Annotated in this window: 19 protein-coding genes and 1 pseudogene; 11 read left to right on the top strand and 9 right to left on the bottom strand. The window is 72.7% G+C overall.

Annotation, left to right across the window (positions count from 1 at the left end):
- Position 1: 1 nt before the first annotated feature.
- The gene (locus ACWC09_RS16640; protein WP_450851252.1) at positions 2 to 160 is read right to left on the bottom strand and encodes a hypothetical protein; all 159 of its coding nucleotides are present in this window, start codon (positions 158 to 160) and stop codon (positions 2 to 4) included.
- A 257-nt stretch (positions 161 to 417) separates the two neighbouring features.
- Between ACWC09_RS16640 and ACWC09_RS16635 the strand changes: the two genes are divergently transcribed.
- From ACWC09_RS16635 to ACWC09_RS16625, 3 genes are all read left to right on the top strand, one after another.
- Positions 418 to 1455 (top strand): rod shape-determining protein, encoded by a 1038-nt coding sequence (locus ACWC09_RS16635; protein WP_450851251.1) that lies wholly within the window; start codon positions 418 to 420, stop codon positions 1453 to 1455.
- Positions 1452 to 1757, top strand: coding sequence for a histidine kinase (locus ACWC09_RS16630; RefSeq protein ID WP_450851250.1), 306 nt, complete (start codon positions 1452 to 1454; stop codon positions 1755 to 1757). The genes ACWC09_RS16635 and ACWC09_RS16630 overlap by 4 nt, the downstream gene beginning before the upstream one ends.
- Before the next feature lie 102 nt (positions 1758 to 1859).
- On the top strand, positions 1860 to 2372 hold the full coding sequence (locus ACWC09_RS16625) for a hypothetical protein (protein ID WP_450851275.1): 513 nt from the start codon (positions 1860 to 1862) through the stop codon (positions 2370 to 2372).
- Positions 2373 to 2429: 57 nt separating this feature from the next.
- On the opposite strand, the gene ACWC09_RS16620 is transcribed toward ACWC09_RS16625, so the two are convergent.
- From ACWC09_RS16620 to ACWC09_RS16600, 5 genes and pseudogenes are all read right to left on the bottom strand, one after another.
- The gene (locus ACWC09_RS16620; RefSeq protein WP_450851249.1) at positions 2430 to 3344 is read right to left on the bottom strand and encodes a DUF4231 domain-containing protein; all 915 of its coding nucleotides are present in this window, start codon (positions 3342 to 3344) and stop codon (positions 2430 to 2432) included.
- Between the two features lie 37 nt (positions 3345 to 3381).
- A complete protein-coding gene (locus ACWC09_RS16615) occupies positions 3382 to 4674 on the bottom strand; it encodes a hypothetical protein (RefSeq protein WP_450851248.1) in 1293 nt (430 codons plus the stop codon).
- 155 nt (positions 4675 to 4829) lie between these two features.
- Positions 4830 to 5048 (bottom strand): annotated as a pseudogene (locus tag ACWC09_RS16610) (response regulator); the annotation flags it as partial.
- A gap of 135 nt (positions 5049 to 5183) precedes the next feature.
- Positions 5184 to 6200: an anti-sigma factor RsbA family regulatory protein gene (locus ACWC09_RS16605; protein ID WP_450851247.1), complete on the bottom strand. Its 1017-nt coding sequence runs from the start codon at positions 6198 to 6200 to the stop codon at positions 5184 to 5186.
- Positions 6197 to 7210, bottom strand: a complete 1014-nt coding sequence (locus tag ACWC09_RS16600) for an STAS domain-containing protein (RefSeq protein ID WP_450851246.1) — start codon at positions 7208 to 7210, stop codon at positions 6197 to 6199. The genes ACWC09_RS16605 and ACWC09_RS16600 overlap by 4 nt, the downstream gene beginning before the upstream one ends.
- 156 nt (positions 7211 to 7366) lie before the next feature.
- On the opposite strand from ACWC09_RS16600, the gene ACWC09_RS16595 reads away from it, so the two are divergent.
- From ACWC09_RS16595 to ACWC09_RS16575, 5 genes are all read left to right on the top strand, one after another.
- Positions 7367 to 8041, top strand: coding sequence for an ANTAR domain-containing protein (locus ACWC09_RS16595; RefSeq protein WP_450851245.1), 675 nt, complete (start codon positions 7367 to 7369; stop codon positions 8039 to 8041).
- Positions 8042 to 8456: 415 nt separating this feature from the next.
- A complete protein-coding gene (locus tag ACWC09_RS16590; protein WP_450851244.1) occupies positions 8457 to 9062 on the top strand; it encodes a toxin in 606 nt (201 codons plus the stop codon).
- Positions 9059 to 10249, top strand: coding sequence for an MAB_1171c family putative transporter (locus tag ACWC09_RS16585; RefSeq protein WP_450851243.1), 1191 nt, complete (start codon positions 9059 to 9061; stop codon positions 10247 to 10249). Before ACWC09_RS16590 ends, ACWC09_RS16585 begins: the two co-directional genes overlap by 4 nt.
- Positions 10242 to 11645, top strand: a complete 1404-nt coding sequence (locus tag ACWC09_RS16580; protein WP_450851242.1) for an FAD-dependent monooxygenase — start codon at positions 10242 to 10244, stop codon at positions 11643 to 11645. The genes ACWC09_RS16585 and ACWC09_RS16580 overlap by 8 nt, the downstream gene beginning before the upstream one ends.
- A gap of 101 nt (positions 11646 to 11746) precedes the next feature.
- Positions 11747 to 12202, top strand: coding sequence for a hypothetical protein (locus ACWC09_RS16575; RefSeq protein ID WP_450851241.1), 456 nt, complete (start codon positions 11747 to 11749; stop codon positions 12200 to 12202).
- Here the strand turns inward: ACWC09_RS16575 and ACWC09_RS16570 are convergent.
- From ACWC09_RS16570 to ACWC09_RS16560, 3 genes are all read right to left on the bottom strand, one after another.
- Entirely contained in the window at positions 12195 to 12719 is a 525-nt protein-coding gene (locus ACWC09_RS16570; RefSeq protein WP_450851240.1) for a hypothetical protein, read from the bottom strand. The two genes, ACWC09_RS16575 and ACWC09_RS16570, sit on opposite strands and share 8 nt — an antisense overlap.
- A gap of 194 nt (positions 12720 to 12913) precedes the next feature.
- Positions 12914 to 13810 carry an expansin EXLX1 family cellulose-binding protein gene (locus ACWC09_RS16565; protein ID WP_450851239.1) on the bottom strand — a complete coding sequence of 299 codons (897 nt, stop codon included), beginning with the start codon at positions 13808 to 13810 and terminating at the stop codon, positions 12914 to 12916.
- A gap of 189 nt (positions 13811 to 13999) precedes the next feature.
- Positions 14000 to 15181 (bottom strand): L,D-transpeptidase, encoded by a 1182-nt coding sequence (locus ACWC09_RS16560; protein WP_450851238.1) that lies wholly within the window; start codon positions 15179 to 15181, stop codon positions 14000 to 14002.
- 129 nt (positions 15182 to 15310) lie between these two features.
- On the opposite strand from ACWC09_RS16560, the gene ACWC09_RS16555 reads away from it, so the two are divergent.
- The 3 genes from ACWC09_RS16555 to ACWC09_RS16545 are packed head-to-tail and all read left to right on the top strand — an operon-like array spanning position 15311 to position 19358.
- A complete protein-coding gene (locus ACWC09_RS16555; protein ID WP_450851237.1) occupies positions 15311 to 15697 on the top strand; it encodes a hypothetical protein in 387 nt (128 codons plus the stop codon).
- A gap of 53 nt (positions 15698 to 15750) precedes the next feature.
- Positions 15751 to 16407: a DUF3105 domain-containing protein gene (locus ACWC09_RS16550; protein WP_450851236.1), complete on the top strand. Its 657-nt coding sequence runs from the start codon at positions 15751 to 15753 to the stop codon at positions 16405 to 16407.
- 53 nt (positions 16408 to 16460) lie between these two features.
- Positions 16461 to 19358 (top strand): AAA family ATPase, encoded by a 2898-nt coding sequence (locus ACWC09_RS16545; RefSeq protein ID WP_450851235.1) that lies wholly within the window; start codon positions 16461 to 16463, stop codon positions 19356 to 19358.
- The last annotated feature ends 3 nt before the right edge of the window (positions 19359 to 19361 follow it).

Raw genomic sequence — 19361 nt, 5'->3', positions numbered from 1 at the left:
GTCACGGAGGTGGCCGCACACCGACCGCCCGGATGATCTCCTGCTCCACCGAGCCACCCCGGTCGTCGCTCGCCGAGGCCCGCGGGGAGAGGTACGAGGCGTCACGTGGCGCCTTCAGCGCACCGATGCCGTCACCGAGCCGTACGTCCTGCCAGGACACCCCGTCGTGAGCCTCTCCTCGAAGCCGCCCGCTCACTCTGACGCTCTTACAAGTTACCTACATGGGGGAATAAGTCGCAAAAACCCCCATTCAGCGGCACCCCGCCCGGCCCCCCACAAGCGGCGGCTCCTCCCCCACCCCCGCACGATGCCAGTGAGGCCCGCCACCCGGCGAGCCGCCACGCACCAAGGAACAGAGCACGAGGCCCGCCACTCCACCGGCGGCCCCCACGGTCTGCGCTCTCGGGAGGACCTGCCATGACCGCCAGTCTGGAGCAGTTGCGCCGCTGCCATTTCGCCGTCGACCTGGGGGCGGCCCGGACCCGCGTCTATGTGAAGGGCGCCGGACTCGTCGTCGACCAGCCCTCCGTCGCCGCCGTGAACACCCGCACCGGCGCGCTCATCGCCGTAGGAGAGTTCGCGGAGAAGATGACGGGCCGCACCCCGCACTACATCCGCGTCATGCGGCCCGTCTCCGGCGGTACCGTCGTCGACATCGAGATGGCGCAGCGCATGCTCCGGCACCTGCTCGGCGACAAGATCCGCCGCACCCTGCGGCGGAAGCCACGGCTCAGGGCGGCCGCCTGCACCCCCCACGACGCCGATCCGCTCGCCCAGCGCGCCGCCATCGAGACGCTCGTCGGGCTGGGCGCCCGGCGCGTCGAACTCGTCGACACCCTCATCGCCGCCGGCGTGGGGTGCGGGCTGCCCGTGGAGCGGCCCGAGGCGACCATGATCATGGTGTGCGGGGCCGCGGCCACCCAGGTCGCGGTGCTGTCGCTGGGCTCGATCGTGACCGCCGAGCGGATTCCCGTCGGCGGCGAGGCGGTCGACCACGCGATCGTCCAACACCTGCGGCACGAGCACGAGTTGATGCTGCCGAGTCAGTCCGTACGACCCCTGCAGCTCGCCCTCTCCGGCAACGGACTCACCCTTGAGGGCCCCGCCTCCACCGAGATCCACGGACGCGACGTCGCCACCGGCCTCGCCCGCAGCGTCCAGGTCGACACGGCCGCCGTACGGGACGCCATCGAGACACCGCTGACCGCCGTGCTCGACGGCATCGGACGGGTGCTGCGCGACTGCCCGCCCGACCTGGTGGCCGACCTCGCCGACCGCGGCATCATGATGGTCGGCGGCTCCGCCCTGCTCCCCGGGCTCGACCAGATGCTGCGCGCGGCCACCGGCATGCCCGTGCACATCGCGGAACGGCCGGACGTCTGCGCCGTACAGGGGCTGGGCTACATGCTGGAAGGCAAGATCGAGCCGCTCGTCCTCGACCCGCTGGCTTCGTGACAGACCGCCGTCCGCCCCTCCTGGAAGCCGTCGACCTGCACGACCTCGTCGTCCAACGGCTGTTCGCCACCGTGATGATGCTTGAGTCCACCCAGCACAGAAGCCCCGCCGAGGACGTCCAGGAGATCCTCGGGAAGGCCGTCGACGAACTCCGGTCGACCATCCAGGAGGTCCGTACGACCATCTTCGCCCTGCAACAGCTGCCGGACGGGTGGGACGGCGTGCGGCTGACGGTCCATGACGACGGCCGAGGGGAAGGCGGGGGCGCGGGGACGACGGTGTCGCGGAAGTCACCGATGTGAACCGATGCGCCCCCCTGCGCTCCCTCGCCGCACGGCGTTAGGGTGTACTCGCCGATGGTGACGGGGAGAGGACGTTCCGTGACGACCGATTCCGCCGAATTCCTGTACGAGGCTGCAGCGGTCCCCCATCTCGCGGTCCTCCGCGTCGGCGTGACCGGGCATCGCTCGATCCCCTCGACCGTCCTCCCCTACGTCCGCTCCGCCCTGCGGGGCCAGTTCAGCCGCACAGACGTCGAGTTGGAGGCCTTCAGCAGCCTCGCGGCCGGCGCCGACCAGTTGTTCGCCGACATCGCCCTGGAGCACGGCGTCCCGGTGACGGCCGTGATCCCCGGCATGGACTACGAGGCCCATCTGGGCGACGACGACGCCCGGACCACGTACCGAAGAATTCTCGACTCCTGTACGGCCCGCGTCGACCTGCCCCTCCAACCGACGCACGAGAAGGCCTACTTCGCGGCCGGCCGCTGGATCGTGGACCACGCCGACCATCTGATCGCCGTCTGGGACGGCCGACCTGCCCGCGGCCCGGGCGGCACCGGTGACGTGGTGGCGTACGCGCGACGCACCGGGGTCCCGGTGACGGTGCTGTGGCAGCCAGGGGTACTCCGGGACTGACCGGAATCCCGCACCCGGCGGTCAACTCACCGACAACACACAACAAATGACATTGAATCAGGCTCCGAACCGCACCAACCACTCCGTGTGCGCCGGTGACATCAGACGCTCCGCCTCCCCCACCGCCTCGGCCCAGCCCGCCTCGGTCACCGTGGTGGACATGGCGATCCGGGCCGTTTCCAGATCCTGCTCGATGAGGGAGTGGGCGTGCGTCAGCGGCCCGTGCCGCCGGACCTCCTGCCAGGCGACGCCCGCCGCCGCGGCCGCGCTCAACAGCCCCGCCAGGTCCGCGCCGCCGAGGAGATCCATGGTGCGCAGCATGGCGGCCGCCAGGGCGAGCAGGGTGAGGGCGGCGGTGAGGGCCGACCACCGCGCGGCGGCACGGTGCGCGCGCGAGGCCCGGTTCTTGTACCAGACCGCCTGCTCCAGGAGCCGGTCCCGCAGATAGATGTCGCGGCGAGCGGCGTAGGACTTGGCCCGCACCGCCCGCATCCGCGGGGTGATCTGTCCCTTCCCCCGCTCGATCCCGCCCCGGGTGTCCTCCCAGCCGCACTTCCGTAACTCCCGCAGCCTCTCCTCGAGCCGCTCCGCGAACACCGCGTCCGCGTCCGCCACCCGCGAGTGGAACGGACCGCCATGCACCATGTACTGCCAGGCCAACGTCTTCACCACTTCCGCGGCCGCCCGGTGCGCCTGCCAGTGGGCCCGGGAACGACGCCGCGAGGTCCGCAGCCCGAGGAGGATCGTCAGCCCGTACAGCACGGCGGCACACACCCCCATGAGCCGCCCGGACGCCTGCTCGATCAGCATCGCGGTGGTGGTGGCCAGGAGCAGCACGAGCAGGTGAGTACGGACCGCGCGGAACGAATCACCCTGATGGCGTAACGCCCATTGGTCACTCGACCGGAACAGCGGTGGCAGGTCCTCATGGTTCAGTGTGGTGCTCGGTGCAGGAGTGGAAACGGTTCCCATGAACCCTCCCGAAGTGACCGGGCGCCCCCGAAATACTTCACACGCCCCCGAAGACCAGCGTACGCGCCAACCGCCCCGCCTCCCCCATGTCCTTGCGGTCCGCCGCATCCCTCGCCCTCTTCAACTCGGCATCGAAAGCGGCCGACTTGGGGGTGTCTCCCCGCTGTCGGATCAGTTCCATGACCGTCACGTCTCCGGCCACGGTCCCCGTGTCCCCCGCCCGCGCGTCGATCCCCAACTGCCGTGCCCACATGTCCGGTCGAGCCCGGTCGACGGTGCCCACCGCCTCGTAGCGAAGGCACAGGTCCGTCGTGTTCTGCTCGACTCGGAGCGCCGCCGCGCGGTCCTGCGGCGTCCGAGTCCAGGCGGCCAGGTCTCGTGTCATCTGGCGTCGCAGCAGCGGCGGTACGGGGTCGGAGGCACGGTAGGTGTCCCAAGTGGCCTGTGCCGTGTGGACCGTTGTGGGGATCGGGCTCTCGTGGGCCGTTCGCACCGCCTTGTCGAGGGCCGCGAGCCTCGCCGGCAGCGGGGCCCGTCGGGTGTCCGTCGGTGCGGCGAGGGAGACCGCTTCCAGGTCGCCGGTCGCGGAACCGGTGGAGAACTCGCCGTAGCCGGGGGCGTAGACCTTGTCCTCGGTCGTGCCGTCCATGTGCAGTTCATGGACCGTCAGCGCGCCGCTGATGTGGCCGTACGGTCCGGCGACGGTCCGGCCGGCCGCCCTGACCGTGACCTGTTCGAAGACGACGCCGGGGAGGTTCTCGGTGCGGTAGACGTCGCCCCGGTGCGGATGCGCGGGCATGATCATGGCGCCGGGGGCGTGGGCGCGGCCCGCCTGCCAGGTGCCCTCCATGTCGGCGACGACCCCGTTGTCGTAGTTGAAGACGTCCTCGCCCAGGTACCAGACGGAGCCGTCGTCGGCCTGGGCGTACCAGTCGTCGGCGACCTCCTCGACGCGGCCGGCCGAGAAGGCGACGTACTGCGAGGTCAGGGCGTGGATGGTGCGGTCGCCCCAGGTGATGGTCTTCGTGCCGGGGAGGAGGGTGACCTCGGTGCGGAAGGGTTTGCCGGACTCCTGGCCGCCGTAGACGGTCTGGGTGACCGTGGAGGTGGGGTGCAGGGGGTTGGTGATGCGGTCCGGGTGGGTGAAGTGCGGCTTCGCGAGGTCGACTCGGGCGCTCCTCGGTGCCAGCGGCAGACAGGACGCGGCGGTCCGGCCGGTGTTCTCGTCGACGACGTGCACACAGTCGCCGTGGTGTGTTCCGTTCCCGGAGCAGGCGCCGGCCAGCAGCACGACGGCTCCGAGAACGGGCCAGATCTTCTTGTTCCTCATGCCGGGCAGCGTCCCGCCGCACCGCTGAACAGAGGCTGAACGGACCTGACGGAGCGTTCAGTTCCGCCTTTTCCGCTCGCCCGGGGGGCAATGGCTCTCCCGAAGGCAACGTCACCACGAACCGCGCCCCGTCCTCCACCCGCACCTCCCCGCCGTGTGCAGTCGCCCGCGCCGCGCAGGGCCCGGCAGACCCGGTAGCCGTTGAGGCGGGGCAGCATGATGTCGAGGACGATGGCGTCGTACGCGTTCTCGCGGGCCAGCCACAGCCCGTCGACCCCGTCGAGCGCCACGTCGACGGCGAAGCCCTCGGCCTCCAGCCCGTCCCTCAGCCCGGCCGCGAACCGCTCCTCGTCCTCGACGACCAGCACGCGCATGCCTTCACGCTAGGGCCTTTCCGGCGGATCGGGCCGACATCGGAAGACGGCGCAGGTCAACACACGTGCCAGGCACCGCGACGCCGGTCTGGTCCGCCGGACGGGCCCCGGGCCCGGGGCGTGTGCGCCGCGGCTTCAGCGGGAGAACCAGCAGCGGACCGTCGTCCCGCCCGGCTCCGTGTACAGGCGTACGAGGTCGGCGACCAGGTTGACCAGGAGGAGGCCGCGGCCGCCGCGCTGGGCGCGGGGGGCGGGGCGGCGGCCGGCGAGGGGGTCGGTGAGGTGGCCCTTGTCGCGGACCTCGACCACCACGTGCCCGCCCCGCACGTCATCGGCTCTCCCCTGCCCGTCCTCCGCGGACGTCCGCCCGTCCCCCGTCGGCGTCCGTCCGGCCTCGGCCCACACCCGCACGCTGCCCCAACCTCCGCCGTGCACCACGCTGTTGGTGGCCAGCTCGGCGGTGACGAGGGCCAGGTCCTCGACGCGGGCGGGAGCGAGGCCGAGGCGGACGCCCTCGGCGGTGGCGAGGTGGCGGGCCTCGGGGAGGGTGTCGGCCTCGAAACGGAACGCGGGGACGTCGGGGGCGGGTGGGAGGGGTTCGTTGTAGCGGGCGACCACGGCCTCGGGGGCGTAGGCGCCGCTGTGCCGCAGCCGTGCGGAGCCGGCCAGCAGCAGCGTGGGGTGGGTGGCCTGCGCGTCGGCGATGACCTGCGCGGGCAGGTGCCGGGTGTCGTACGGGCACAGGATGGTCACCGTACGGCCCCGGAAGGCGGCGTTGATCAGCGCCTCGTGCTGGACGCAGGCGGGGTACTCGGCAGGGCTGCGGCCGGCCCAGATCGGTTCGCCGATGATGCGCACCGGGACGCCGGCCGGCTGGGCGTCGGCGAAGGCCCGCAGCACGCCGGGGATGATCCGACCGGGGTTGCGCCCGGCCTGCCGCATGTCGAGGAACCGTACGGCGTCGGCCTCGGCACCCAGCCCGTCCTGGATGAGCCGGAGATTCTCCGCGGGCACGGCGACGGCGACCGGCTCCCCGGCCGCGAGCGCGGCACGGACGAAGGGCACGGTCCCGGCGAGATAGTCCTGCTCGTCACCGTAGAAGAGGGCGGGATGGACGAAGGGGTCCTGGGGGACAGCGTCCGCGGCGATCATGACCACGAACCCCCGATCCCCGACGCCCCTCCGACAGACGGCGGCTCTCCGGCCCGCGGCGTCCCACCGGAAGCCGACGCCCCTCCGCCCGACGACGACTCGCCGGTCGACGACGGTCCCCCGGCAGGCCGCGATCCACCGATGCACGGTGACCAGCCACTCGACGCCCCCAGTGCCATAGACGGCGACACCCCGCTCACCGACCCGCCACCGGCAGCCAGTGATCCACCATCCCCCGACACCCCTCCGACAGACGGCGGCTCTCCGGCCCGCGGCGTCCCACCGGAAGCCGACGCCCCTCCGCCCGACGACGACTCGCCGGTCGACGACGGTCCCCCGGCAGGCCGCGATCCGCCGATGGACGGTGACCAGCCACTCGACGCCCCCGGTGCCGTAGACGGCGGCACCCCGGTCGCCGACGGGCCACCGGCAGCCAGTGATCCACCATCCCCCGACACCCCTCCGGCACACGGCGTCCCACCGGAAGCCGACGCCCCTCCGGCAGACGGTGGCCCACCAGTCGACGGCGGTCCTCCGCTCGGTGGCTTTCCCCCGCCCGACGGTGACATCTCGATCGTCGGGATGCCGGGCCAGAACAGGTCCAGTAGACGGCGCAGGGTCTGGGGCGGTTGTTGCAGCACGATCCTCCTGCCTTCGTCCAGCGACCGGGCGGCGGCCACGAGCGCGTCGGCGCCCGCGACGTCGACGAAGGTCACGGCGGACAGCTCCAGCCGGTACGCGGCCAGCTGCAGCCGGTACACCCGGTCAGCCTCGTGCACGGCCCGTGCCAGCGCCCGCTCCCACACCGCGAGCGTCGCGAATCCGACCTCACCGCCCACCCGCAGGCCCCTCTCGCCCGGCAGCGGGAACACTGTCAGGCGCGGTGCTCCGGCCGGTCCGGACGGTGTCCGGTACGGGATGCCCACACCGGCTCCCTTCTGGTCGGCGGATTCGATCAGCGTGTGTGTTCGGTGGACGAAAACCCGTCTACCCCCGTGCGAGTCGGTCATTCCGCACCACGGACGGTGTGTACTCCGCGGTACCGCGGGCAGGCGAAGTCCAGCACCGCCAGGCCCCCGCGGAGCCGTTCGGCGCCCCCCGGACGCGGCCCGGCGGCGACCGGTCACTCAACGTCGTGACGACAGTCGGGAGCAGCGAGGCGGAACATGACCGCAGCGGCACACACCCCTTTCGCAGGGCACCTCGACACGCTGGTCATCGAGAACCGTGTGGAGGAGGGCCGAGCCGTGCTCACTCCGCGCGGGGAGCTCGTCCACGGGTGCACGGAGACCCTGGCCAGGACGCTGGACGGCCTCCCGGACCACACCTGCCGCGTCGAACTGGACATGGCCGGCGTGGAGTTCATGGACACGGCGGGCCTGCAGTTCCTGGACGTGCTGAACGCCTACGGCCGACGCCACCACGTCCCCGTACGGGCCACGCACTGGAGCGGCCAGCCGCGCCGCATCCTGGAGCTGGCCGGACTGGACACCGACGACCCCCTGCACCACACGGCCCACCCGCCGGCTGCCCCCGCCGCCTCCGCGGTCGCCCTGGAGCGCGCCGAGCAGCTGCACGAGCTGCGGGCCGAGGTCGAGCAGCTGCGGCGGGCGATCGTCTCCCGCCCGGCCATCGACCAGGCACGCGGTGTCCTGATGGCCACCCACGCCTGCACCTCGGACCAGGCCTGGGACATCCTGCGGGAGGCCTCCCAGCGCTCCAACACCAAGCTGCGCGAGGTCGCCGCGGCGGTCACGGCCGGTGTGAGGACGGACGGCCCGGCGCCTCCGGAGGAGCTGCGCAGGGCCCTGCGTACGGCGATCTCGCACCGTCTGCGCTGATGCCGCTCATGGCGTCAGTACGGCAGGATCCGCCCGGACGGTGTCCTGCGGTCGATGGTGGTGTCCCGGGGCGTGCTGGGCCGGCGGTTGACGCGGACGCGTATCTGGCGGTTCATGACGCCCTCCTCGGGTCTCTCAAATCCCTCTGGCTGACGTGAACCAGCCTGGTCCGCACACCGCCCCGGCACATCGTGCCGACGGAGGCACCTGCCCTGCCTCCCCAGCAGGACCCGGCCGGGTGCCCGCTACTCCCCAGGGAGGAGCGTGACCCCAAGATCCCCCTGCCCTCGCACCGATAAACGATCGTTTTTGGCCGATAACCGCTCGCGGAGGGCCACGGGTGCCGACATAGGCTGCGAGGCACAACACCACAGCTGTCCGCCATCGCGGCCCACCAGGGGAGGGACACCGCCCGATGACCACCAAGGCGATGAGGTCCCTGCTCGCCGACCTGGGCGCGAGGGCCTCGCAGTCGCTGGGTCGGCCCGCGGAGCCGAGGGCCGTGATGGAGGGGTTCTGCCGGGCGATGAGCCTGCGCACCGGCCGGCCGATCGATCTGGTGTTCCGTGCCTTCCCGCCCGACGTCCCGGTGTCCGGTCTGCGTCTGGACTTTGGCGACCGGTCGGTGATCGTGGTGGAGGAGGGGACCGTACCGGAGGCCCAACTGGTCATCCTGGGTCATGAGTTGTGGCACGAGGAGCAGGGCTCCTGCGGTCACTCCCCCGGCCCGGCGGCCGCCCGTGCCCTCACCCCCGGTCAGACGCCGGAGCTGCTGCGGCGGGCGGCGGAGCAGATCCTCACCGCGGCGGAGGTCTCCCGCGAGGCGTATCTGACGGTGGCGGCCCGCTCCGGCTCGGCCGACGACCACGAGATGGACGCGGAGACGTTCGGCCTGCTCTTCGGCCGCGAGGTGCGGACGTGGATGACGGGGCGGTACGCGCAGGGCCCGGTCACCCCGGCCACCGTGGAGGGCCGGATCAACCTGTCGATGGGCAACCGCGGCGGGCGCTTCCTGCGATGAGCCCGCACATACCGTACGCGGTCCCCACCGCCCTGCTGGCGACCGCGCTCGTCGCCAAGCTCCCGACGTTCGTCCGCGCCTGGCGCGACCCCGACGTCCGCGCCACGACCGTGCTGCTGGCCTCGGCGACAGCCGTCCTGGTCGTCATCACCCCGGCCAACATCGAGCGCCTCAACAAGCTGACCGGCGTGCCCAACATCGCCTCCCCGTGGGCCTATTCGTTCCTCACCGCGTTCTGCGCCACCGGCCTGACGATGATCATCCGCTGGCGGGAGGAGCCCTCCGAGCGCCGCGCGCGCCGGATGCGCCGCATCTACTGGGCGTACGCGGGCGTGGTGGCCGCCCTGTGGGGCACCTTCCTCCTCGCCGACGCGCCCGAGCCGCGCATCTACGACCTCGACACCTACTACGCGAACACCCCGTGGATGCGCGAGCACATCCTTCTCTACCTGACCGCGCACATGGTGTCGTGCCTGGTCGCCGCCTGGATGCTGTGGAAGTGGTTCCCGCAGATCGCCGACCGCTGGCTGAAGGCGGGCGTCGTCTTCCTCCAACTCGGCTACGTCACCGGCCTGTTGTTCGACGCGGCGAAGTACACGGCGATCGGCGCCCGCTGGTCGGGCACCGACTGGGACGGCCTGAGCACCCACGCCGCCCCGCCCTTCGCGCTGCTGGAAGCCGCCCTGGTGGCGCTCGGGTTCCTGGTGCCGCAACTGGGCCCGTTCCTGCAGCGCTGGATACGCGACCGACGCGAACACCACCGGCTACGGCCGCTCGCGCGGACGGTACGCGTTCTCGGAGCCTCGGCCGCACCGGCCCGCCTCGGCTTCTGGTCGCCGCTGGACCTGCGTCTGATGCAGCGCCGGCAGCACATCCACGACGGGCTGCGCATGCTGGGCCCGTACGTCGACCAGGGCCTGTACGACAGGGCGTACGAGGCCGCGCTGACCGCGCACGGCGAGGCGGGCGCCCATGGAGCGGCCGGGGCCGTCGCGGTCCGTGCCGCCCTGGACGCACACCGCGCGGGCACTCCCTACGCTCCTCCGGCGGGCCGTGTCACGCCCGGTACGGGCAGCCCGGTCGCCCATGACATCGAGGCCGTCTCCCGGGCACTCGCCCACCCCCGCACCGTCGACACCCTCCACCGACGGGTGACCAGCACAGAAAGCCGGAGCGCACATGTCTGACCGACGCCCCACCCGCAGACCCGCCGCCGTCGTCGTCGGCGGCAGCGTCACCGGCCTGCTCGCCGCGGCGGCCCTCACCGAGTTCGCCGACGTCACGGTCGTGGAGCGGGACACGCTCCCCGAGGGCCCCGAGCCACGCCGGGGCGTCCCGCAGTCCCGGCACGCGCACATGGTGTGGAGCGGCGGCGTGCGGGCCTTCGACGAACTGCTGCCGGGTCTGGTGCCGGAGCTCGTCGCGGAGGGCGCCCGACTGATGCGCATCATGGGCGACCTGGTGTCCCGGGCTCCCAACGAGATCTGGTTCCGCCGCTTCACGTCCACCCCGCACCGCAACCTGATCTGCACACGCGACCTGCTGGACGCGGTGATACGACGCCGGGTGCTGGCCCACACCTGTATAACGCTCCGTCAGAATGCCACGGTCCACGGCCTGTTGGGCGACCCCGACCGGGTGACCGGTGTCCGGATCCGTACCGGCGACGACGAGCTCACCCTCCCCGCCGACCTGGTGGTCGACGCCTCCGGCCGCGGCTCCCACGCCCCGCGCTGGCTGACGGAGCTCGGCCTGCCCGAGGTCACCGAGCGTGAGGTGAACGCGGGCATCGCCTACGCCACCCGCCTCTACCGGGCCCCGGACACGGCGACGGGCGGCACCTTCCCCATCGTCAACGTCCAGGCGACCCCGGGGAACACCCCCGGCCGGGGCGGCATCATCGTGCCGGTCGAGAACGACCGCTGGGTCGTCACCCTCTCCGGCACCCGGGGCGCCGAACCGACCGCCGACGCCGACGAGTTCACCGCCTTCGCGCTCTCCCTCGGCGACCCGGTGATCGGCGACCTGATCAGGAACGCGGAACCCCTGACGGACGTGGTGACCACCCGCTCGACGGCCAACCGCCGCCGCTACTACGAGAAACTCCCGCACTGGCCCGAAGGCTTCACGGTCCTCGGCGACGCGGTCGCGGGCTACAACCCGGTCTACGGCCACGGCATCACGGTGGCCGCGCAGTCGGCCGTCGCCCTTCGCACGCTCCTGCGCACGACCCCCCTCACCACCCCCGGCACGGCCCGCCGCCTGCAGCGCGCCGCGGCCGGCCCGGTATCCGCGGCCTGGGACCTGGCGGTCGGCCAGGACGCCTACTACCCCGGCGCCACCGACACCCCGCCCCCGGCCGTGGAACGCCTCCTGCGCCGCTTCGTGGACCAGGCGGTCGCCACAGCCGCCCGCAACCCCCGCGCCCTCAACGCCCTCCTGGACGTCATGAGCCTGGAGAAGCCGGCCACCCGCCTCTTCAGCCCGGACATCCTGCTCCCGATGCTGTTCGGCCCGAGGAGAACCCACCTCGACGGTCCTCCGCTGACGGAATCCGAGCGCAAGGCGCTCGGCTCGGACTGAGGTCCGCCCTGCGGCCCGCCAGGGCAGGGGCAGGCCGGGGAGGACGCCGGGCACCTTTCGCGGCCGGTGAGGCGCACACTGGGGGAGGACCAGGAGGAGTCATGCGCATTCCCCTACGCCGCCGGCGCCGCCCCGCGCCCGCCCGCCCGACGCGCTCCGACCAGCTGCCGGCCCTCGTCGCGGTCCTGGACGAGGTGGTGGCCGCGCAGACACCGGCCGACGAGGCGGTGGCCGCCTGCGGCGAGCCGGGACCCCTGTCCCGGCAGACGGCTCGCGCATGCGGGCAACAGAGCATCGCCCTGCACCGTCTGTGCGCCCGGCTGCAGGACCTCGACCTCACGGACCCGGACCTGGTGTCGGCCCGGGCCCGTGCGGCCCGGCTGCTCGCCTACGACCTGTGGATGCTGCGCGAGTCACTGGACCTGGCCTTCACGGTCCACCGCGACTCCCGCACCGAGGCCGCCCGGCTGCGCCTCAACGGCCTGGGCCGGCCCGCCGACGACCTGCGCCGCCTGCGTGACGGCCTGCGCGGCCGCAGTCAGGTCGAGATCAGCTGAGCCCGAGCGAGTCCAGGGCGGTGGTCCAGTCGGACGCGATGGCGCTCCGCGCGTCATCGAGGCTGACCGTGCCGTTGCAGACGTACTTCTTGAGCTTGTTCTCCACGGTGTCCTTGTTGGAGGCGGTCGTGTCGCCGTAACGGGGCTCCGGCCACAGGTTCAGCGCGCTCTTGGGCGCACCACCCAGCTCCAGCGGCACGAGGTGGTCCTCCTCGTAGTCGGCCGTGCTGGTGTCGTCGTAGCCGTACTCGGCGATCTGCTTGATCTTGAGCGCGGTGGTGTACGAGCTCGACGGCCGGACGGTGGACGTCCACCCGGACACGCATATCGTCGAGTCGATCGTGGACTGGGTGACGTCGGGGTTGTACGCACCCGGCTGGCAGGTCGGGTCCGGCAGCGGCAGGTAGTCCTGCGAGCAGCTGGCGGCGTGTGCGGCCGAGCCGGTGCCGATGATCAGACCGGCGACGGCGAGGGCCAGGGACGTGGTGGTGGCGGTGAGACGGCGCGAGACACGCATGGGGGGACTCCCACGGTCGGCCCGGGAATTCCGGGCAGTCGTGGGCATGACAGCACCGCGAGGGTCTATGCGGGTAGAAGCATTGGCCTAAGAATCGGTGAACTCACCGAAGCCTTACCGCCCCATGACGGGCGGTTTCCCAACCCCTGGTCCGCCCTTGGGAGTTGGGAAACCCGCCGGAAACAGGGCCAAGGTCAGTGAGCGGCGAACTGCACCCGGGTCCCCTGTACGACATTCGGCCGCACCGCGATCCCGTCGACGGTCAGCCGCTCCCCGTAGATGTCGGTGATCCTGATCGCCCCACCGCACCCGCTCCCCTTCTCGGAGAGGAAGTAGTTGTACCCGGTACGCGGCAGATCCAGCCAGCCGCTCCCGGCCCGCACCTCCAGCCGCGCCACCGGATTCCGGTGGCCGAGCACCTGGACGCCGCACCAGTACTGGGAAGACCCGGTCTTGTACCGCACCGACAACGTGCCGACGTCGCTCGGACTCACCAGACTCCAGCTGATCGAGATCCGCCCGGCCGACAACGCGGCCAGCTTGGCGAAGGCCTGCTCGCTGAGGTCGATCTGCCCGACGGCACAGTCCCCGGGGCACTCGTTGACGATCCGCACGGTCACGGAGGCCCCGCCCGCCGCCCGCACCCGCACAGAGGCCCCACACGCCTTCGACGTCTCGTAGTCGGCGGTGTTCATCGCGGCGACCATCATGTCGGCACTCGGCCCGAACGAGCAGGCACCGTCGCCGTTCCCGGCGTCGTAGTGGGTGGCGACGCCCTGGTAGGTGACGCCGGGCTTGATCCGTCCCGCGAGCGATGCCGTGCCGGAGGCGGCCCGTGGGGTGCTCCTGGCCGACGGACGGACCGAGGCCTTGGTCGCGGTGGCCGACGGGGTGGCCGCGCGTGCCGTCCGGCTCGGGGACGCGGCGGGCGACGTCCGGGCGGACGGCGTGGAGGACGGGCTCGGCGACCGGGTGGCGGCAACGGCGTCGGCCGCCGTACGCCGCTCACCGCCGCCCTCATGGTCGGGCCGGAAGGCCACGGCCAGCGAGACGACGAGCACTACGGCGGCCACGGCGGCGGAGACGAGCATCGCACGCCGACTGCCGGGCCGACCACCGAGAACAGGGCGCCGCCGATCGCGGGGCCGGCGGTGCGGAGAATGGGACGCCACGAATGGTCCTTACGGGGATCGGGGAACGCGCGTTCAGGTACGAGGCTCCGAGAGCGGAGTCTCCCGTCCCTCAGTGGCCGCCGGCGGCGAAAAGGTTGCCGCCCGTTCTCAGGAAAGCGCGCTCCCGGCCCGCCACGTCGCCCACCCCACGTTCCAGTCCCCGAACCCGTTGTTCTCGGCGACCGTGTCCTTGGAGTGGACGACGGTGACCGGATCGCCGAGTCGGACATGCCCGAAGAACCACCGCGCATCACCGGTACTCATGCCGATGCATCCGTGACTGGCGTTGATCCGCCCGAACTTGCCCTCGTTCCACGGCGCGGCGTGCACGAAGGTGCCCGAAGGGGTCAGCCGGACCGCCCACTTCACCGAGCCCAGGTTGTAGGCCTCGGGCCCGAAGATGCCGACCGTGCGGGAGTTCATCCGGATACTGGGGACCTTTTCGAGGACGACCATGGTGCCGTTCCAGGTCTCGTAGCCGGGCTTGCCGCTGGAGACCGGCAGGGTGCGCAGCACCTTCCCGTCCTCCTTCAGCGTCATCGTCCTACGGCTCGCGTCGACCGTGCCGACGACCGCCCTGCCGATCCGGAACCGGACGATCCGCTGCTGGGTGCCGTACACCCCGCCTCCCGCGTCGACACCGCTCAGCGACATCCGCAGCGTCACCTCGGTGCCGGGCGTCCAGAACTTCCGCGGCCGGTAGTCGATCCGGTCCTTGCCGTTGCGGTCCTTAAGCCAGCTCCAGGCGCCGTCGACATGCGGGCTGGTGGTGACCGCGAGCCTGCGCTCGACGGCCGCCCTGTCCTGGATCGGCTTGTTGAAGGTGATCGACAGCGGCATGCCGACCCCGACGGTCGAGCCCTTCTCCGGCGTGTACTCGCCGACGAAGGTCCCCTTGGCCTGCGCCGTGCGCAGGGCGGTCCGCTTGGTCACCGTCCTGCCGCCCGAGTCCTTGGCGTGCGCGACCACGCTGTACCTGGTCCCGGGTGCCAGCAGCGCGGACGAGGTCCAGGTGTGCCCGTCCGCCGACAGCGCTCCGGCGAAGTCGTCCGTGTCCGGGGCGCTCACCCGTACGTCCAGCAGCCGCCCATCGGTGGAGTGCACCGTCACCTTCTCCCCGGCCGAGGCGGCCGCACTGCCTGAGCCCGGTTTCACCGTGATGGCGTCGGCCGGGCTCCTGCCCGCCTCCTTGCCGTCGCTCTTCCCGCCCCCTCCGCCGTCGCAGGCGGTCAGCAACAGGGCGGCGCACGCCGCGACCACCGTCCATCGTCGTGCCCCGCACACCGGCATGGGTCCCTCCTCCTCGGCTCTCGTTCCACGCCACGAGGACCGAGTGCCACGCCGGAGCCGAGAAATGTGTCGTAGCGCGGTCCGCCCCGGCCGAAAGCGCTCCCACAGCCACCGCCTAGCATCACCGGCATGAGCAGCCGGCCGCGGAACAGCCCCCGGAGCGCGTGGTGGACCACGCGTGTCGCGGTGCTCCTCCCTGCCCTGGCCGCGCTGCTCGCCACGCTGGTGGTCTGTTTCGGGTCCCCCGCGGGGGCGACCGAGGGCGCGTCCCCGGTCACGGTCACCCGGGCCGCGGACACGGTGACAGCGCCCGCCGGCTGCCCCCACGACCACCCGTGTTGCACCCATGCCGAGCACGGCGTACGGGCCGTACCGCGCACGGCGCCCCATCCGCTCCCGGCACCACTCCCCCGTACACCGCCCGTCCCCGCCCCGGACGTCCGCACCGGCCCCCGCGCCGTGCCGCCCGCCCGCGCCGCCCCCGATCTCCACGTCCTCCAGGTGCTACGGACCTGAGCCGCTGCCCGCGCACCGGCAGCAGCCCACCCCTCCACCGACAGGACGTACCCATGAGCAAGTCCAGCAAGAAGGCCGCCTCCGCCGCCCGCAAGGCCCGTATCGAGGAGATGCGCGCCGCCGAAAGACGGCGCGAGCGCCGTCACCGCGTCATCACCGTCACCCTCAGCGCGGCCATCGTGCTCGGGCTCGTCGGCTGGGGCGCGTACGCGATCCACGACGCGAACGAGAAGGAGGAGCGGCAGGCCGCCGAGGCGAGGCAGCCCGTGAGCGGCGAGAAGACCTGGAACGCCAAGAAGCTCGGTCGCGACCACGTCCAGACCGCCGTCGACTACCCGGTGACCCCGCCCGTCGGCGGCGACCACCACCAGGCCTGGATGACCTGCGACGGCACGGTCTACACCAAGCCCATAAAGAACGAGAACGCCGTCCACTCCCTCGAACACGGCGCGGTCTGGGTGACGTACAACGACAACGCCGCCGACACCGACGTCAAGAAGCTCGCCGACAAGGTGCGCAGGACCCCGTACACGCTGATGAGCCCGAACGACGACCAGTCCGGCACGATCACGCTGTCGGCCTGGGGCCACCAGCTCACCGTGGACGCGGCCTCCGACGCCCGGGTGGAGCAGTTCCTGGCCAAGTACGTGCAGGGTGCACAGACGCCCGAGCCGGGTGCGGCCTGCACGAACGGGCTGACGGGCGCGTGACCGCCGTCATTGACAACCGGAATCCCTGAGGGTTGTCATGCACAGATGATCCGATGGCTGGAGGGCGGGCAACCGACATGGGCGTACGGCGGTTGACCGGCCGCCGCGAGCTGCTCGCCACCGCCCGGGCCGAGTTGACGGCCCGCCCCGGGGTGCTCCTCCACGGACCCGCGGGCATCGGCAAGTCCACGCTCGTCTCCGCCCTCCTCACCTCGCCCGGCACGGTGCTGCACTGCGCGCCGGCCGAGGAGGACGCCCGGCTCCCGTTCGTCGGTCTGATCGACCTGTTCGCACGGGTGCCGGAGAGCTGCCTCCGGTCCCTGTCGCCCGAGCCCCGGGCGGCGCTGCGGGCGGCCCTGCTGCGCGGCAGCGAACCGGCCGACGACCAGTGGCGGCTCGCGGTCCGCCTCGCCGTCCTCGACGTGCTGCGAACTCTGGCCGCCACGGGCCCCGTTCTGCTGGTCGTCGACGGACTGCAGTGGCTCGACGAGCCGACCGCCGAGGTGCTCGCCTTCGCCGTACGACGGGTCGGCGGCCTCGGCGTCCGGATGGTGGCCGCCGAGCGGGTGGCCGAGGGCGAGCAGCCGGAGCGTCTGCTCTGCTGCCCGCCGGACACCGTCGAACTCCCCGTGCCGCCGCTGACGGACGGCGAGATGGCGGAGCTGGTGCGTACCGCCACCGGCACCGAGCTGCCTCCCGCCGTGCTGCGGGCGATCCAGGACACCGCCGCCGGAAACCCTTGGTACGCCCTGGAGTTGGGCCGAGCGTCGGCCCTGCGCGCCCCGGCACCGGTCGCGCTCGGCCGGCCCCGACTCCCTGTCCCCCGCAGACTGCGCGCCCAACTGCTCGATGAAGTAAGGGAGTTGTCGGACTCGGGCCGCCATACCCTCCTTCTCTCCAGCGCCGCCGCCCACCCCACCCTCACCCTCCTGCGCGCCGCCGGCCTTCCCGACCCCGCCATCGACCTCGCCCAGGCCGAACGGCTCGGCCTCGCGACCGCCGACGCCACCGGAGCCGTACGCTTCCGACACCCGCTCCTCCGGGCCGCCGTCTATGCCGACGCCCCCGAGTACGGCCGCCGGGCCGCGCACGCCCTGCTGGCCCGTGCGGTCACCGAGCCCGTGGAGCAGGCCCGCCATCTCGCCCTCGCCCATCCGCACGAGGACGAGACCACCGCCCGTACGCTGCTCACCGCGGCCGAGTCGGCCCGCCGCGACGGCACCCCCGACACCGCCTTCGAACTCGCCGCCCTCGCCGCCCTGCGCACCCCCGCCGACCGACCGGCGGACCGTGCCGACCGGCTGTTGGCGGCGGCCGAATACGCCTGTGACGCCGGGCAGTTGGAGGAGGCGGGGCGGGCGGCCGAGACCGTGCTCGCCGGTTCGGGCTCCGCACGGCAGCGGGTGCGGGCCCGGCTGATCCTGCTGCGCAACGCCGGACAGGCGCTGGAGGGCGCCCGTGACCTGATCGAGGAAGGCCTGCGGGACGCCGTCGGCGATCCGGAGGCGGAGGCCTGGCTGCACTACTGGGCCGCCGTACGGGGCCTGCTGTGCGGGGAGTTGGAGGACGCGGCCCGGCACGCGCGGCAGGCGGCGTGGGCCGGGGACACGGACACCAGGATCGGAGCGCTCGCCACCCTCGCCCGGGTGCGCTCGCTGGCGGGTGAACCGGTCGCCGCCGACGCCGCGTTGGAGGAGGCACTGAAGCTGGTGGGCGGCGCGGACGCCGGTCCGGAGAGCTGGGGGCTGATCCGGATGCGGGCGATCCTCGCGCTGGACTCCGACCGGGTACCGGAGGCCGGTGAGCGGGTCGCTCAACTCCTCGCGGAGATAGGCGAGTTCGCCGGGGTCGAGGAGGTCATGGCGACCCTGGTGGCGCTGACCCGTATCCAGGTGCGCGCCGGGCACTGCCGGGAGGCGCTGCGTACCGCGGACCGCTGCTCAACCGCGCTGACCGAGACGGGAGTTCAGGCGGCTCCGGCCCTGTACGCGGCGGCACTCGCGGCGACCGCGGGCGGCACCGCCGACGAGGCCCGGCGCCTCGCCGAGCAGGCGGTGCGGGCCTCGGAGGCGGACGGCGACCGGCTGTTCCTGCTGCGTGCGCTGGCCGTGCTGGGACAAGCCGAGCTGCTGGCCGCAGACCCGCGCGGGGCCGCGGCCGCGGTCGAAGCACTGCACCGCGCGAAGGAGTTGGGCGAGGCCATGTGCGCCGCCGATCCGCCCCTGCTGCACTGGTACGCCGACCTGGCCGAGGCCCTGGTCGTGCTCGGTGAGACCGACGCCGCCGGGACGGTGCTCCGCGAGGCCCGCGAGCGGGCGACCGGCGATGCGCCCGGGAGCGTGCTGGCGGCCCTGGAGCGGGCGGAGGGGCTGCGCGAGGCGGGCCTCGGACGGGCGAAGGAGGGGGCCGTACGACTGCGTACCGCCATCGACCGACTGCGCCGACTCCCCTTGCCCGTCGACCTCGTCCGCACCCTGATCGCCCTCGGCACGGTCGAGCGCCGGGCCCGCCGCAGAAGCGCGGCGCGCACCGCGCTCGCCGAGGCGCTGGACATCGCGACCCGGATCGGTGCGGCCCCGCTGGCGGCCCGGGCCAGGGACGAGCTGACCCGGCTGGAGGCCCCGGAGGCGGGCGCGGGCGGGCCCGAACTCACCCCCACGGAGGCGAGGATCGCCGAGCTGGTCGGCGGTGGGGCCACCAACAGGGAAGTCGCCGCGGAGCTGTTCATCAGCGTCAAGACGGTGGAGGGCGCCCTGTCGCGGGTCTACCGCAAGCTCGGCGTCCGCTCGCGCACCGCGCTCGCCCACGCCATGGCGGTCGCCGTCATCGCCTCCGGAGCGGCGGCCGTCAGCTCCGGCGACGACGACCAGGACCGGCCCGTCGTACAGGCGGTGACGGTCACTCAGCCCGGCCGGGTCCGCACACCGCGCATGTTCGACACACGCCGTTGACGT

The organism is Streptomyces sp. NPDC001617, assembly GCF_053596855.1.
Note: the sequence above shows the minus strand (reverse complement) of the source record. Positions and strands in the feature narration are given on the sequence as shown.

Coding starts and splice junctions, on each gene's coding strand:
- ACWC09_RS16560 (WP_450851238.1), bottom strand. CDS start 15,181: ATGCCGGTGTGCGGGGCACGACGATGGACGGTGGTCGCGGCGTGCGCC.
- ACWC09_RS16590 (WP_450851244.1), top strand. CDS start 8,457: ATGACCACCAAGGCGATGAGGTCCCTGCTCGCCGACCTGGGCGCGAGG.
- ACWC09_RS16595 (WP_450851245.1), top strand. CDS start 7,367: ATGACCGCAGCGGCACACACCCCTTTCGCAGGGCACCTCGACACGCTG.
- ACWC09_RS16620 (WP_450851249.1), bottom strand. CDS start 3,344: ATGGGAACCGTTTCCACTCCTGCACCGAGCACCACACTGAACCATGAG.
- ACWC09_RS16555 (WP_450851237.1), top strand. CDS start 15,311: ATGAGCAGCCGGCCGCGGAACAGCCCCCGGAGCGCGTGGTGGACCACG.
- ACWC09_RS16545 (WP_450851235.1), top strand. CDS start 16,461: ATGGCTGGAGGGCGGGCAACCGACATGGGCGTACGGCGGTTGACCGGC.
- ACWC09_RS16575 (WP_450851241.1), top strand. CDS start 11,747: ATGCGCATTCCCCTACGCCGCCGGCGCCGCCCCGCGCCCGCCCGCCCG.
- ACWC09_RS16585 (WP_450851243.1), top strand. CDS start 9,059: ATGAGCCCGCACATACCGTACGCGGTCCCCACCGCCCTGCTGGCGACC.
- ACWC09_RS16635 (WP_450851251.1), top strand. CDS start 418: ATGACCGCCAGTCTGGAGCAGTTGCGCCGCTGCCATTTCGCCGTCGAC.
- ACWC09_RS16600 (WP_450851246.1), bottom strand. CDS start 7,210: ATGACCGACTCGCACGGGGGTAGACGGGTTTTCGTCCACCGAACACAC.
- ACWC09_RS16580 (WP_450851242.1), top strand. CDS start 10,242: ATGTCTGACCGACGCCCCACCCGCAGACCCGCCGCCGTCGTCGTCGGC.
- ACWC09_RS16615 (WP_450851248.1), bottom strand. CDS start 4,674: ATGAGGAACAAGAAGATCTGGCCCGTTCTCGGAGCCGTCGTGCTGCTG.
- ACWC09_RS16550 (WP_450851236.1), top strand. CDS start 15,751: ATGAGCAAGTCCAGCAAGAAGGCCGCCTCCGCCGCCCGCAAGGCCCGT.
- ACWC09_RS16570 (WP_450851240.1), bottom strand. CDS start 12,719: ATGCGTGTCTCGCGCCGTCTCACCGCCACCACCACGTCCCTGGCCCTC.
- ACWC09_RS16605 (WP_450851247.1), bottom strand. CDS start 6,200: ATGATCGCCGCGGACGCTGTCCCCCAGGACCCCTTCGTCCATCCCGCC.
- ACWC09_RS16565 (WP_450851239.1), bottom strand. CDS start 13,810: ATGCTCGTCTCCGCCGCCGTGGCCGCCGTAGTGCTCGTCGTCTCGCTG.